Genomic DNA, 14,114 nt, shown 5'->3' on the forward strand with positions numbered 1-14,114 from the left:
GCAGCGCCGTCGCAGTGCGTCGCCCCGGTCCCGCAGTGAAGGTCCAGGCATTGCGCGTACGCCGGGGGAGGTGCATGGTCAGGCGGCGGAAGCACCCGCCGTCTCATCACGGGACAACACTCAGATCGACAGCGCATTGATTGCTTTACTGACCCGTCAGATACTGCGGTGTCAGGTAACTTGGCCACCGGATATCAACCTGCCCCCGCGCAGAAAGCGAAATCCCGTGACCAGCTTGCCCAGCCGACGACGCCTCCTCGCCACCGGAGCGAGGGCCGCGCTCAGCCTCGGCGCACTCGGCGCCACCGCTTCCCCCGCATCGGCCGCCCCCGCAGACTCGGCCACCGGCAGCCGCTCCGAGGAAACCAGGACCCTCGACGAGCTGTACCAGGACGCCCTCGCCGAGGGCGGCAAACTCGTGGTCTACGCGGGCGGCGACCTCGCCAACTCGGGCAGCGGTGCGAGCGCACGCACTGCCTTCCGCGCCCGGTTCCCGGAGATAGACCTTCAGCTGATCGTGGACTACAGCAAGTACCACGATGTCCGGATCGACAACCAGTTCGCGACCGACACCCTTGTCCCCGACGTTGTTCAGCTGCAGACGCTGCAGGACTTCACCCGCTGGAAGCACGAGGGTCGGCTGCTGCACTACAAGCCCGCCGGCTTCAGCAAGCTGTACAAGAAGTTCCGGGACTCCGACGGCGCCTGGATTTCTGCGGCGGTCATCGCCTTCAGCTACGTCTACGACATCGCGGCAGCCGGCGCGAACGCGCCTCAGTCCCCCCTGGACCTGATCGACCCGCGCTGGAAAGGCAAGGTCGCCTCCTCCTACCCGCATGACGACGACGCGGTCCTCTACCTCTACGCCCTCTACGCGGAGAAGTACGGCTGGGACTGGATGGCGGCCCTCGCCGCTCAGCAGCCGCAGTTCGCTCGGGGATCGTTCTCGCCCAGCACCGCGATCAACAACAAGACGGCGGTCGTCGGCCTCGGTACCGGAGGCAATGCGACGGCCACCAGCGGCATCCGTATGGGTTTGCCCGACGGGCACCCCTTCATGGCCTGGGGTCAACGCCTGGCGATCTTCAAGCAGGCCGCCAACCCGACTGCGGCCAAGCTCTTCCTGAACTGGCAGATCTCCACGGAGCGCCAGACCTCCAGCAGTTGGTCGGTGCGTACGGACATCCCCGCACCCGCAGGCCTGCGACCCGTCTGGGAGTACGCCAACGCCAACGTGGACGGCTTCCCCCGCTTCATGGAAGACCGCGCCAAGGTCGAGCGGCTCAAGCAGACCTTCGCCCTGTACTTCGGCGAGGTCAAGGGTGACCCGACCCCCGGTTGGCCCGGTCTGCACCCGGGGGCCTGACCTGCCAGGCCCTGTGCCGCGCCCGAAGACCCCGCTGTCCAAGGGCGCGGCACCTACTTCGCCGCCGGAGTGACGACAGCCGAGGGTGACCGGGATTTGACACCCTGCCAGATCCGTTGCGGACGTGCCGCACGTGACGGGGTACGCCTTCTCGAAGTCCGTCACCTGTGCGTTCATGATTCATGACACGCCCTGTTCGACGGCCCACCGCCGTGGGAACACGACGAAGCCCCTGACGTCCGGCGGGCGCCGCACCGTCTTCATGGTGATGTCGAGGTACCTCTTCGCTCGTTCCACCCGGGTGCGGCGTGGCCGCTCCGGTTCGACGGCGATCCGCTCGTCGACACGGTCAGCGAGGGTGCGATCGCGCGGGAGGCCGTCGAGCCGACTGACCGGCACCGCCGCGGGCTTCACCCCCGGCACGACGGTCCGGTACTCGTAGCGCCCCTCGGCATCCGCGACGATCTTGCCGCGCAGGTGGTAATTCGGCAGGTCGAAGTCGGCGACGTCGAGGCCCTCCAGGGGCCCGCCTGCTCGGGCGTCAGACCCGCGTACCGGCCGTCGGCGGTGGTCTGCCAGGGATCGATCACCGCGCCCCGGGTACGTAGCCGGGCCCGGTCGCCATCCACGTGGAGGCGCCGTCCTTCTCCGGGTGGGCGTAGGCCCTGCCGTAACTGACTTCGATCGTGCGGTTGGCGACGAGCAGGGTCGTCGCCAGCATGAACTCCCCTGACTCGACCGGCTTCGTCACGTAGGTGATGGCCTGGCCCAGCTCCTCGTCCGTGATGCCAGGTGGGTGTGGATCATGGGGCGGGTCATCCTCGGGTGTTCCAGACGAGGGGGGATTTTCGGATCCAGGTGTTGTCCTCGATCGCCTGGACGAGGAACTGGGCGAGGTCGGCGCGGTTGATCCGGGCGCCGGGCTTTTCGGTGCCGGCCTCGGCGGCCCGTACCGGACCGCTGAGGGACTTGTCGGTGAGGGTGACGGCGCGAGCCAGGGTCCAGTGGATGTCTGACGAGGCGCGCACGAGCTGGTCGAGGCCGGTGTGGTCCGCGAAGCCCGCCTTGACGTTCGACAGGTTGATGAACGCCTTGACCAGCGGGTTGAGCCGGGCCCAGTCCTCGCCCGCGCCCTGCGTGGACGTCAGCACGATGCGGCGGATGCCCTGCTCGCCCATGACGGTGAGCGTGTTGCGGGCGGCGTCGGTCATGAACATCGGCGGGCTGACCGGCTTGGCCCACGGGTTGTCGGAGGCGCGGGCGTTGTTCAGTGCGCTGATCACCCCCACGGTGCCGTCGGCTGCCTTGCGGAGGTCGTCGATGTCGGCGGGGGTGCCCTGGAGCAGTTCGACTCCGGCCGGTGCCTGCACTTTGTCGGGGTTGCGGACGAGGGCGCGGACGTGGTGGCCGCGCCGGGTCGCGTGCTCCAGGACGTGGGCGCCGGTGCGGCCGCTGCCGCCGAGGACAAGGAGGTTACTCATGGTGATCAAACGCCTTTCGGGCAGTTCAGAGGTGGATCAGGCGGTCGGTCGGCCGGTCAGGGCAGAGCCCAGGCGGCGGGCCTCGTCGTGCGCCTTGGTCATGGACGCCTCGTGCATCGGAAGCAGCGGGGCCAGCATGGGGACGTACGGCGCCATGGTGAGTTCGGGCAGGACTGTCGTCAGGTCGAGGCCGAGGTTGGTCGGGTGGCCCAGGACGGTTTCCAGCGTGGGCACCAGGTGGTCCATGCCGTGCTTGGGGGCGCCGGGGCCGTAGCCGCCGCCGCGTGCGGAGATCACCGTGGCGGGGCGGCCGAGGGTGGGAGGGGCTCCGTCGAAGCTCAGAGTGCGCCCGGCGACCATGATCTGGTCCAGCCATGCCTTGAACACGGACGGCATCGTGAGGTTGTACATCGGCACGGTGAACAGGTAGGCGTCGGCGCCGAGGAACTCGCCGATCAGCTCGTCCTGAACCGCCGCGGCCTTCGCCTGCTCGGGGGTGTGCTCGGCGGGGTCGGTGGTGCGGGCGGTGATGCCCGCCGCGCTGAGGTGCGGGGCGGGGGAGAGGGCCAGGTCGCGGTGGACGACCGCGCCCTGCCACGCGTCACGGAAGGACTGGGCGACCTGACGGGAGACGGATGCCTCGCCGAGCGAGGAGGCGTCGATGTGCAGCAGATAGGACATCGAGAATTCAGCCTTTCGAAATCATCAAGGTGGGTCGAGGGGCGTCTGATGGAGGTCAGCTGCGGGCCGGTACGGCGCAGCCGTCGGGGCCGCACACCGGAGCGTCGCCGTCGGTCGCCAGGGTGAGCGGGTGGGATGCGTCCCAGGCCGTGCGCAGCACGTCGAGAAGGCCGTCGCTGTCCTGGGCCCCGGGGATGGCGTACGTGCCGTCGACGACGATGAAGGGCGCGCCGTTGGCGCCCAGGCGCTGGGCGCGGGCGGCATCGTCGCTCACCTGGCGCTGGTAGCGGTGCTCGGTGAGCGCCCGGCGGGTGCCCTCGCGGTCCAGAGCGATCTCCTGGCCCAGGTCGAGCAGGTCGTCCAGGCTGAAGACGGGGCGGGCCTGGCCGAAGTAGGCGCGGAAGATCGCGTCCCAGGCTTCGCGGTTCTTGCCCTCGGCGGAGGCGTGGGCAAGGAACTCGTGCGCCAGATCGGTGTTGCCGACCAGGTTGTCCAGCACCCTGTAGGGGCGGAGCCCTTCGGCCTCGGCCAGCGCCTCGATGCGACGCGTGGACGCCTCGGCCTGGAAGCCGCCGATGCCGTGCCGGCGCAGCAGCGCGTCACGGACGCTGAACGTCTGACCCACGGGGAAGGAACTGCTCAGCGGGAACGAGTGGTGGACGACCTCCACCTCATTGCCGTGCTCGAACCGTTCCACGGCCCGGTCCACACGGTGGCTGCCCAGTCCGCACCAGGGGTAGGTGACCTCGGCCCAGACATCGATCTTCATGACGCGCGCCTCCCGTGCCTGCGCTTGCTTCCTACTTTTTGTTCGTAGCGCCATGATGGGCCAGTATGGAAGTCGATACAAAAGGCACATCGGTGTTCGTGCCGGAGAGGAATGTGCGTCATGGAGGTCACCGGCGGTTCGGGCGGCGCGGCGGCGGTGGGGCCCTGTGCCCGCATCCCCGCCGAGCACATGGAGTTCATCCGGCAGGTCCTCGACCGCGTCGGCGACAAGTGGAGCCTGCTGCTCATCGCGGTCGTGGAGGCAGGCCCGCTGCGCTATACCGACCTGCAACGCCAAATCCCCGGAATCTCCCAGCGGATGCTCACCCTCACGCTCCGCCAGCTCCGGGAGGACGGCCTGATCACCCGCACCGCATACGCGGAGGTTCCACCGCGCGTCGAGTACGCCCTCACCCCGCTGGGCCGCGGCCTCCACGAGATCGTGACCTCCCTGATCGGCTGGGCCGCCGACCACCACGACGAGATCCGCGAGCACCGGGCCCGCGCCGCGGCACCAGCAGGCCGGTCCTGACCGCAGGATCAGCGATCGGCTGTCGGCGTCTGGTGCAGCGCGGACGCCCGACGCATCGTCGGAGAGACAACAGGCAAGCCGGAGCAGAGCGTGAACCAGGGGCGTTCGAAGCTCTCCGGAATCACTTCCAACTACGCGTCAGAACCGAGTTGTTGAAGGTGTGCGCGTGACGTTCGGCTATGGCGTTTCCGTAACGCCGTTCCGCGACGCCCGCCGCTGGCGGAAGCCCCGTACCCGACAACGGCCCGAGCAGAACACCGCCTCCGTCGCCATCACCACACTCCCGGCAGTTCCGCCGAGCCGGCCCGCCAGCCACCACACCCCAGAATCATCCAGGTATGCGCAGCTCACGGCCAGTCGAGCGATGCGTCAGCGATCAGCTCACGACGTCGGGCCACCTCGGCCTGCCAGACGGCCATCGCCTCGTCGAGTCCTCGGTCCGGCCGCAGCGCATAGCCGTCGACGTCGTTCTCCCTGAAGACGGGGGCACGTCTTGGCCTGCGAATACACGCTGGAACCAGCTGCGTTCCACCTCAGCCAGACGCTGAACGAGACCGAGCAGCGTCATCGACGAGGGCACGGTGAAAGTCCAGCCATGCCTCCAGCGTGGAGCGCTCTTCAGCATGGGCGGGTGGGACAAGCCGTCCATCCGGTGTCGTCTTCATCGGCCCGCCATGGCAGCAACAGCCATGGCCTACGCCGACCTTCGCCGGCAACGAACAGGCGTCTCCTCCCATCACGTCCGACCGCACAGACGAGCTTGACGTTCGGCCATTACGTCCGGCCCAGCGTCGTGAGGACGGCCAGGCACAGGGTGAGGCTTGCGGCGAACGCGATACCGCCGCGGGACAACGCCACCGGCATCGCGGCCCCCTCCCAGCGGGCGAGGGCGAAGGCGATCGCCGCGGCGATGACGGAGAAGAGGACGGCCACTGCCAGCGCGAGAAGCAGCAACGCCGACAAGGTGTGGTTCATGAGGGCACCGCCTGGGTTGTGTGGTGTCGATGACGAATTACGAGGATCCCCGGGCAGAACCGCAGGTGGGACGGTTGGATGGTTCTCCGGTGACAACAGGGGGTTGTCCGGCGAACAAACCACGGGGGAGAACCGATGGCCGGCGAAAAGAAGCGGGCGGGACGGCCGTGGGGACCCGCCCGGGGTTCGTGCGCCGAGATCAACCAGCTGGTCGTGCTGGTGCGCTCCTGGCTGGACGAATCGAAGGTGTCCGTCCGGGAGTTACACACACGGCTCATGCCCGAGCACTTCACTGCCGGGGCGGTGCCCGACTTACGCCGGCTTCGTGAGCAGTTGTCCGGCGTGTCGCTGCAGTGGGACCTCGTCGAGGCCGTGGCCGATGTGTGTTTTCCCGACGAACAGGCAGACCTTTCCCGGCGCCGGCTAGGGGAGGCGCGGATGGTGTGGGACCGGGCGGCCACCAACCCGACAGCGATCGGGGACATGCAGGAACTGGTGCCCGCCCGGGAGCTGCTGGCGGCCAAGGACCGCACCATCGAGGTCCTCGAGGAGATGCAGCGCGCCCGCCAGGCCTACGACGCCGGCGAGCAGGGGCGACAACAAGCTCTGTCGATCGCCACCTTGCTGTTCGTCATGCTCGGACAGGCCCAGGCGAAAGTCGCCGAGCTGACACGCCGGGTCGATGCCCTGGAGCCGGTGGCGGCCGAACTCCCCGGCGGGCAGGCAGCGGTGGAGCTCTTGTCCCGGGCGCAACGGCAGGAGACGCAACTGCGGGAACAGCTGGTCCGTGCCGAACGGGAACGGGGTATCGCCCAGCAGGTCGCCGACCATGCGGCACGTCGTATCCACGAGCTGGAGACCGAGCTGGCCGAGTTGAGGCTGCGCATGGGGGAGGACGGGCCCTCCCTGGCGCAGGAGCCGGCGCCACTGCTCTTGGAAACCGACCTGCACGCGCTCAGCTCCGACGACGCCGCGCTCGACGACGTGGACCGCGCCCTGGACAAGGCGCGCGCTGTCCTGGACGAGGGGCACGAGGCCGTTCAGCAGGCCGCCGACGAGCTGGGCTACTGGTCATCCTCCTCGACTCCCTCGGCATCTGCGGCGGAAGCCGAGAGGACCGGGCCCGGCCACGCCCGCCACAACCCGCAAAGGCCGACCGTCCGGTTGTCCGGAACAACCCCGAACAACCCGCCGACCAGCAAGGACACATCCGTCCCCGAACTCGAATCCCCACAGCCCCCGGTCGTCGACTCCCAGGGGGACATCTCCGAGGCGGTCTACCGGATCTCAGGGGGGAGGGACCCGCAGGACATCACGATGCGGCTGTGCCGGGCCGTCGTTCCCACCGTCGCTGACTCGGTCATGGTCTATCTGCGAGACCCGATTCCGGTGGGCGACGAGGAACACGAAGGGCCGCTCGTGCTGCGGCTGCAACAGGCGTACCCGCTGCACACCGCAGGAGGTGCCTCCTCGTGCGAGGTACGCCCCGGCAGCGCGCTGTTCGAAGTACTGAACGGCGCGTTACCGGTCACCGCCGACTCGCCGGTCGGCCGCGCGGCCCTGCCGGAGCTGCTTGGCCACGGGCACGAATCCGGCGGGGGCCACACCGCACTGGTACCGCTGCACGGTAGGCAGCGGATCATCGGCATGGCCGTCCTCCTGCGCGACCCCGCGGGCCAGGCCTTCCAGGAAGCCGATCTGTCAGTCCTCGCCGAGTACGGCGTCCGCAGCGCACTCGCCATCGACAAGAGCCACAATCTGCAGGCCGCGGTGCAGCACCTCCATCTCGCCCGCAGCCTCGCGGACACCCTGCAGGCAGTCGCCAACGGAGTCGTGGCTCATCTCGGATACCGGCTGGCGTGCGTCAACCTGGTCCGTCCGGACGGCGATCTCGTCGTCGCCGCCCTCGCCGGCAACCCCGCCGCCGAGGCACTCATCACCGGCCGCGTCGGCTCCCGCGAATCCTGGGAGCGCCGCCTGTCCATGGGGGAGCGGTGGGGCGACCTGCGGTTCATCCCCCACACCGAGGGCTGGGTCCTCGACGATGACGACGTGCCGCAGTGGCACACCGACGGTCCCGCACCCCGCTTCGAGGACGAGTGGCATCCCTCCGACCGGCTTTTCGCACCCATGTACTACCCAAGCGCTTCCGGCGCCCCCAGCGGTGAGCTGGTCGGTGTCATCTCGGTGGACTGGCCTCTCACCCGCCGCCGTCCCAGGCCCGACGAGCGCCGGAATCTGGAGGAGTTTGCCTTGCAAGCCGCCATCGCCATCACCAACACCCGTCTGCGTGCCAACATGCAGCGCGCGCTGGTCCGGATGGAGAGGGAGCACAAGACCCTGCGCGCCAGCGAGGAGAGCTTCCGACAAGCCTTCGAGTACGCCCCCAACGGCATGGCCATTGCCATGATGGGCGGCGACCAGCACGGCCGTATCCATCGGACCAACGACGCGCTGTGCCGCCTGCTGGACCGCCCTGCTGCCGTGCTGCGCCGCTACGCGTTCTCCGACCTCGTCCATCCCGAGGATATAGGCACCCTGCTCAGCACCAGCGCCGAGGGCGGGTACGCGGAAGTCCGCCTCGGCCGCCGCGATGGCACCTATCTGTGGGTCTCGCTGCGCAGCAGCGTGGTGGCCGACGCCAGCGACGGGCCCCGCCTGCTGCTCACTCACATCGAGGACATCGACGAGCGCAAGCGTCGCGAGCTCGATCTCGCCCACCGCGCCTCGCACGATGCCCTCACCGGCCTGCCGAACTCCGCCGAACTGCATGCCCGTATCGACGTCCGACTCTGCACACTCCGGGAACAGAAGCTCGACACCGTCGTACCAGGCTTCGACGGTCCCCATCTCGACGACACAGACGCTGCCCAGACCCAGCACGACCACGTATGGGCTCCCAGGGGTGACAACCCCCGTGGCCTGGCCGTGCTCTTCTTCGCCCTGCGCGACTTCAAGGCTCTGAATACCCACTTCGGGTACGAAACGGGGGACAGGGTCCTCATCGAGGTCGCCCGGCGGCTCCGTCACGCCGTACGCGACGGCGACACGGTTGCCCGGTACGGCGGTGACGAGTTCGTCGTCCTCGCCCCGGAACTCAGCCCCGCCGATGCGCAGACCGCTGCGGAGTCGCTGCAGTCGCAGATCCACCTGCCGGTCCTTCTGGCCGATCAGACCGTGCGTATGCACGCCGGTGTCGGCATCGCATGGGCGCAGTGCGGCAAGGCTCCTGCGAACATCCTGCGAGCGGCCCGCGAATACGCCTCATGAGACCCGAACCGCAGCCCATGAGTCGTCAGCGGAAGGCGCTGTATCGGCATCGCTGACGGCGCGAATCCAGTGCACTGGGCATCGCAGTCCATCACCGACGATCTTGATGCAGTCCTGGACGACAGCCGGTGAATGGTCAGCGAAGGACCGACCGGCGCGCTCCTTGTATGCCGTGGCCTGCGGCCAATCGTTGGAGCCGGCGCGTCGCCGCTGGCGCTACGCGCGCACCTGCTGCGCGCAGTGAGCCCATTCCACGTGCTGTGGCCCTACGTCGTTTGGGCTAGGGATGGGTGCGGATGCCGTTTTGCGGCGGCGGGCTGGGACATGCCGCTGACGAGATACACCTGGTGCTGCCCATTGCGTGAGTCGGTGCGCGACGCCGATGGGCCGGATCCCGGGCCCGGCCGAACTCGCCGGCACGGCCCTGTTCCTCGCCACCGACGACGCGGCCCATATGACCGGTGCCTACCTCAACGCCGACGGCGGCTTCAACATGATCGGCGCCTGACCCAGGACACTCATGGGCCCGGGCAGCGAAGTGAGATGCCGTTGTCCGCACGGCCGTGATCCTGCGATCGGGGCCGTGGACACCGGCCGAGCCCCCGTCCTCTCTCTACAAGCAGGGAGCCCCCATGGCAACGTTCCGATTCGACACCCGAGTCCCACAGGAACCCGACCGCGTCTGGGCCGTCCTCACCGACGTGAGCAAGATTCCCGCGTGGTTTCCGGCCGTGCAGGAGGCACACTTCTTAGGAGTCCAGGTGGAGGCCGCCGGAGTCCCCATGCTTCGGCGAGCGGGACCAGGTGGGCGATGTCGAGGGCGCGGGCAGCGGTGAAGTAGGTGTCGTCGTATGGGCGAGTACCAACTTTCGCCGATGAGCTGCCACCTGATGCTCTCCTCATGATCCACGGCGAAGTTCCCACACGCGACCGAACGCTCAACTCCCGCCCCAGACAAGGCAACCAGCACCGGTGTCAGTCGCTGCTGGCAAGCCGCTTTATTCGGCTCCTCCGAAATGATCTTTCCGGTACGGTCGGCTGGAGACAGCCCAAACAGGCTGCATGACCACCGGGAGACCCTGTGACACGCACTGTGCCGCGTATCCGACTCAGGCTGATGGCAGTCCTGTCCATCGTCTTGGGCTTGACCGCACTGCTCTGGGCGACCCCTGCGAGCGCTCACCCTGACTGGCAGACGTATTCGGCCAACTCGAACTGGAAATGCGGCGAAAGCCGTCATATTCAAATATCAACCCAGGTTGTCTCCCAAGTCTGCCTCATAACCACCCCCGACAAGAGAAAGGGCCAACTGGTACTCGTCGTATCCAACCGGTCGACCAAGACGATCGAGCTGAAAGGCGCGGAGTTCGACTCGGATATCTACGGCCGCTGGGACGGCAACTCCGATCTGGGAGGCGGGTTCTGCGGGTTCTACGCGCTTCCTGGAGGCCAGGCGCGCGGCTGTTTCGGAGCAACAGTTGAACTCCCGTGCGGCGTCGGCATCGCCCACCAGGGGAGCCTTTGGGTGAACAGCGCGGACGAGTGGAAGACGGCCCCGTTCTCCATTGACAGTCTGTGCTGATTGCGCATCCGGGGCCTCTTCTCGAGGGGCACGTTCACCCTGTGCGTCCGGAGTTGAGCCGGCCCATACGCTCAGGGTGAGCGCTTCCGGCCGCAGGGAAAAACTCGGAATCGCACCTCGAATTCTTTGTACCAGTGCAGGATCGCGACGGTGGCGCCGGACTGGACGAGTCAGGAGATGGTGTCCTGCTCGGCGCCGCGACTGTGCGCGGTGGCCATGGGCTGGGAACGGGTTCGAGGGTCAGCGAGAACGGCCTTGAGGACCCGTAGCTGTGCGCGCCGTGTGGTGCGCCCGGCGGGGGAGTGGTCGAACTCGATCGCACCAAGCCATGTAGCAACGGGCAGCATGCGCAGAAACCGGTCGAGATCGGCGGGATGGGTGGCTGGGGCCGGTGGGTGCTCGACGTGGCGTACGACCGCCAGGCGCCGCTTGGTTTCACGGGAGAGCGGCACCCGGCGGGGTGGACAGTGCGGCTCAGGACAGTCGGACAGGCAGCTCGTCGAACGCAACCAGGCGGTTGGTGCGGACCTCGAGCGGGTCGTCGGCGAGTTCTACCGAAGAGGACCGCTCGACGACGAGACCGAGAATCAGGTTGGTCTCGGCCCGTGCCGGCAGTTGTCCGGCGCGTGCGTGGGTACCGAGACCGAACGTCAGGTTTCGGCTCGCGTCCGGCGGCCGGTTGTAGTCGAACTCCTGGGGGCTGTCGAACACCGCCGAGTCCCGGTTCGCGGCGTCGATCGGGTACTTGATGCAGGAGCCGGCTGGAACGCGCACGCCCTGGATCTCATGTCTTCGTCCGGGAAACGGGTGATGATGAGCTCGACCCGGGTTCAGTCGTGCCTGTTCGTTGATGCATGCGTCCCGGATGTCGGACCTCAATGAGCGAACGCTTCGGTCAGGCTGATGCGGTAGCCGTCCTCTTCCATCAGAACGACGGTGACGCCGAAGGGGGAGGGGTGGTCGATCTCGATCGGGATGAAGGAATAGTGCACCGCTGCCTGGATCGGTGGGATCAGGTCGCCACCCCGCTGCGGTGCAGGGGCAGGACTCCAGTCCGGAGCGACCGACGCCCAGCCCTCGGGGCTGCGGGACAAAAGCTGCTCGGTGTAGGGGAACTGGTGCAGGACATGCCCCTCACGGGTGGCAACCACCATGTTCAGGCACGGCGCTGGGCCGACGACCGGCAGCTCGCAGGCGGTGGCGACGTCATGGGTCTCCCAGACGAGGACGACCTCGTCCGCGCCGGCGGCCGCGGCGATGTTCGCCAGTTCCGCGATCCCGGTGAGCGCGTCCTGGCCCACCTTGATCGGGCGGACCCAGATCATCCCGACCAGCTCGCCGCGCACCAGCGGCATGATGAGCGGGCGCGGCGCCATCCCCTCGCCCAGCCCAGCGGTGTACGCCTGCTTCGCCACGCCAACCAACGCGTCCCACATCTGCGCTTCCATGGACGCCCTCTCCGTGTGCCGATTCTGATCACCGCACCCTGCCACGAAGGCTGAGGTTGTGTCAGTGATGCCGTTGACTGCGCTGAAAGTGACCAGCGTGCGCACCCGTGCCTGCGCCGCGCACAACGCCTTCGTCGGCGCGGCAGGTCAGTTCGTACGGGTCTGACTCAAGGCCGTTTGGAAGCCGGTAAAGCGACCAGAACGCGAGACTGATGGGGCTGGGGCGGATCGGTCAGACCAACCCGGCGGCGTGACCGGTGACCGGTGACCGATTGCCCGTCGACCGGTCATGACCGGTCGACGCGGACCGTGGTCGGGGCGGCGCCGCTTGTCCGGTTGCGGATGTTCAGCAGGAATGAAGGCTGAGTCCGCCGCGATCGGCCTCGGCGAGCCAGATCTCGTACAGGCGTCGGGGTGCACCCGTCATTCGACCGCGGCCACCCCGACCCCGATGGCGATGAACAGGCAGCCGCTGATCCGCTCGCAGCGGCGGCGCCACGCAGGACGGCCCAGTACGGCGCGCAGCCGGCCGGCAAGGCCTACCACGGCCTGCCAGTAGACGATGCCGATGACGATGTCGAGCGCGCCGAGCAGGAAGATCTGCTCCGTTGGCGAAGCGCCTCGGTCGACGAACTGTGGCAGCACGCTCAGGAAGAACAACGCGGCCTTCGGATTGAGCACGTTGGTGAGAAATCCCTGGGTGAAGCCGGTTCGGCGGCCAACCGGCGCAATGGCGCCTGACCGCGGGGCGTGACCGTCCCGTGGTCGCCACCGCTGGGCCCTCTGCGGGCCGAGGCCCGCGCGGGCGTCTTCACGGGCGTCGAGCAGGGCGCGTACACCGAGGTAGACCAAGTACGCGGCGCCTGCGAGCTTGATGACAGTGAAGGTGAGGGCCGAGCGGGCGGCGATCACCGACAGGCCCAGCGCCGCGGAGCACATGTGGACGCACAATCCCGTCTGCGCGCCCAGGGCGGCTGCCCGACCCAGCGAGGTGCTCCGTGCGGCGGCCCGCACGACCACCAGGAAATCGGGGCCGGGTACCAGGTAGGCGAGCAGGACCACACCGAGGAACCCCGCGAGATCAACCGACATCGTCCGCTCCGCTCCGCGTCCGTCCGTCCGTCGGACGCGCCTCGTTCGTGGGTTTCCACCGATGCCGGCTTTCATGTGGCCAGCTCGGTCACGGTGAGCCACTGGTGGTTCTCGACCCCGAAGAGCAGAGCCAGCAGATCGGTCGAAGACCATCCACTGTGGCGGCCGTCCATCGAAGAGCATTGCCTACCATTGCCAATACGGTTTCCGAGAGTGAGCCCGTCGCGAGCAGAGACTTTTGGCCAGGTGGTACCCGGCACTGTCAGTTCTTGCGCGTGTCCTGGTGCGTGGCGAGACCAGCGGCAGCCTGGTGAAGGCGGTGCCCAGGGCGCGGGCCCGGGCGCGCTGGGCAGCCCGCCCGGCTGCAGGGACAGCACCTGTAGGGCAACGTGCCGACTGCATGAGCAAGGCGGCTGCCGAACCGGTCAGCCGCCTGCCCTGCGCTACGTGGCCCGCTCAGCCGCGAACGATGTTCTGCGCCTGCGGCCCCTTCTGACCCTGGCCGATGTCAAAGGTCACGTGCTCGCCCTCGGTCAGCTCGCGGTACCCCTGGCCCGCGATCTCGGAGTAGTGCGCGAAGACGTCCGGGCCCCCGCCGTCCTGCTCGATGAAACCGAAGCCCTTCTCAGAGTTGAACCACTTCACGGTGCCGCTGGCCATACCTTCGATCCTTCGTTCATACCTGGGAACAGCCCGTCAACCCGGGCGCATGTTCCGGCCCTGCAACCGCACGAGCCTGCAGCCGTTGTACCCCCGATCACGACGCCTATCCGACGGACACCACGCCAGACGCCAAGCCCGCCTGCCTCACGCCAGCAGATCCCCCGCCAACGACGCCATCTGCTGCGCGCAGTGAGCCCGGTCCACCTGTTGTGGCCTTGTGTCGATTGGACTAGGGATGGGTGCGGATGCCGTTTTG

At 68.0% G+C, this 14,114-nt stretch carries 15 protein-coding genes and 1 pseudogene; 5 read left to right on the forward strand and 11 right to left on the reverse strand.

Annotated features, from left to right (window positions below):
- Positions 1-226 precede the first annotated feature (226 nt).
- Complete coding sequence (locus tag AQI94_RS31480) at positions 227-1,366, forward strand: ABC transporter substrate-binding protein (RefSeq protein WP_031057213.1); 1,140 nt, start codon at positions 227-229, stop codon at positions 1,364-1,366.
- A 180-nt stretch (positions 1,367-1,546) separates the two neighbouring features.
- On the opposite strand, the gene AQI94_RS44220 is transcribed toward AQI94_RS31480, so the two are convergent.
- From AQI94_RS44220 to AQI94_RS31500, 5 genes are all read right to left on the reverse strand, one after another.
- Positions 1,547-1,789: a hypothetical protein gene (locus AQI94_RS44220; RefSeq protein WP_107064336.1), complete on the reverse strand. Its 243-nt coding sequence runs from the start codon at positions 1,787-1,789 to the stop codon at positions 1,547-1,549.
- A gap of 163 nt (positions 1,790-1,952) precedes the next feature.
- The gene (locus tag AQI94_RS44770) at positions 1,953-2,117 is read right to left on the reverse strand and encodes a hypothetical protein (RefSeq protein WP_158806413.1); all 165 of its coding nucleotides are present in this window, start codon (positions 2,115-2,117) and stop codon (positions 1,953-1,955) included.
- Positions 2,118-2,181: 64 nt separating this feature from the next.
- Complete coding sequence (locus AQI94_RS31490; protein WP_031057208.1) at positions 2,182-2,847, reverse strand: NAD(P)-dependent oxidoreductase; 666 nt, start codon at positions 2,845-2,847, stop codon at positions 2,182-2,184.
- A gap of 36 nt (positions 2,848-2,883) precedes the next feature.
- A complete protein-coding gene (locus tag AQI94_RS31495) occupies positions 2,884-3,528 on the reverse strand; it encodes an FMN-dependent NADH-azoreductase (RefSeq protein WP_031057205.1) in 645 nt (214 codons plus the stop codon).
- Positions 3,529-3,583: 55 nt separating this feature from the next.
- Complete coding sequence (locus tag AQI94_RS31500; protein ID WP_031057202.1) at positions 3,584-4,297, reverse strand: DsbA family oxidoreductase; 714 nt, start codon at positions 4,295-4,297, stop codon at positions 3,584-3,586.
- A gap of 120 nt (positions 4,298-4,417) precedes the next feature.
- Between AQI94_RS31500 and AQI94_RS31505 the strand changes: the two genes are divergently transcribed.
- Positions 4,418-4,828, forward strand: coding sequence for a winged helix-turn-helix transcriptional regulator (locus AQI94_RS31505; protein WP_107119437.1), 411 nt, complete (start codon positions 4,418-4,420; stop codon positions 4,826-4,828).
- A 356-nt stretch (positions 4,829-5,184) separates the two neighbouring features.
- Here the strand turns inward: AQI94_RS31505 and AQI94_RS43280 are convergent.
- A pseudogene (locus tag AQI94_RS43280) lies at positions 5,185-5,493 on the reverse strand (mycothiol transferase); the annotation flags it as partial.
- 109 nt (positions 5,494-5,602) lie between these two features.
- On the reverse strand, positions 5,603-5,803 hold the full coding sequence (locus tag AQI94_RS31510; protein WP_031057194.1) for a hypothetical protein: 201 nt from the start codon (positions 5,801-5,803) through the stop codon (positions 5,603-5,605).
- A 1,740-nt stretch (positions 5,804-7,543) separates the two neighbouring features.
- Here AQI94_RS31510 and cdgB point away from each other — a divergent pair.
- From cdgB to AQI94_RS31520, 3 genes are all read left to right on the forward strand, one after another.
- The gene (cdgB, locus tag AQI94_RS31515; protein ID WP_404817940.1) at positions 7,544-9,073 is read left to right on the forward strand and encodes a diguanylate cyclase CdgB; all 1,530 of its coding nucleotides are present in this window, start codon (positions 7,544-7,546) and stop codon (positions 9,071-9,073) included.
- Positions 9,074-9,455: 382 nt separating this feature from the next.
- Positions 9,456-9,581, forward strand: a complete 126-nt coding sequence (locus tag AQI94_RS43285) for an SDR family oxidoreductase (protein WP_225890309.1) — start codon at positions 9,456-9,458, stop codon at positions 9,579-9,581.
- Positions 9,582-10,217: 636 nt separating this feature from the next.
- Complete coding sequence (locus AQI94_RS31520; protein WP_158806411.1) at positions 10,218-10,655, forward strand: hypothetical protein; 438 nt, start codon at positions 10,218-10,220, stop codon at positions 10,653-10,655.
- A gap of 474 nt (positions 10,656-11,129) precedes the next feature.
- On the opposite strand, the gene AQI94_RS31525 is transcribed toward AQI94_RS31520, so the two are convergent.
- From AQI94_RS31525 to AQI94_RS31540, 4 genes are all read right to left on the reverse strand, one after another.
- Positions 11,130-11,534, reverse strand: coding sequence for a cytochrome P450 (locus AQI94_RS31525; protein ID WP_107064335.1), 405 nt, complete (start codon positions 11,532-11,534; stop codon positions 11,130-11,132).
- Positions 11,531-12,103, reverse strand: coding sequence for a hypothetical protein (locus AQI94_RS31530; protein WP_031057180.1), 573 nt, complete (start codon positions 12,101-12,103; stop codon positions 11,531-11,533). Before AQI94_RS31530 ends, AQI94_RS31525 begins: the two co-directional genes overlap by 4 nt.
- Positions 12,104-12,526: 423 nt before the next feature.
- Entirely contained in the window at positions 12,527-13,195 is a 669-nt protein-coding gene (locus AQI94_RS31535; RefSeq protein WP_031057177.1) for a LysE family translocator, read from the reverse strand.
- A gap of 456 nt (positions 13,196-13,651) precedes the next feature.
- The gene (locus tag AQI94_RS31540) at positions 13,652-13,855 is read right to left on the reverse strand and encodes a cold-shock protein (protein ID WP_031057173.1); all 204 of its coding nucleotides are present in this window, start codon (positions 13,853-13,855) and stop codon (positions 13,652-13,654) included.
- Positions 13,856-14,114 lie beyond the last annotated feature (259 nt).

The organism is Streptomyces pseudovenezuelae (genome assembly GCF_001513955.1).
Taxonomy (GTDB): domain Bacteria; phylum Actinomycetota; class Actinomycetes; order Streptomycetales; family Streptomycetaceae; genus Streptomyces; species Streptomyces pseudovenezuelae.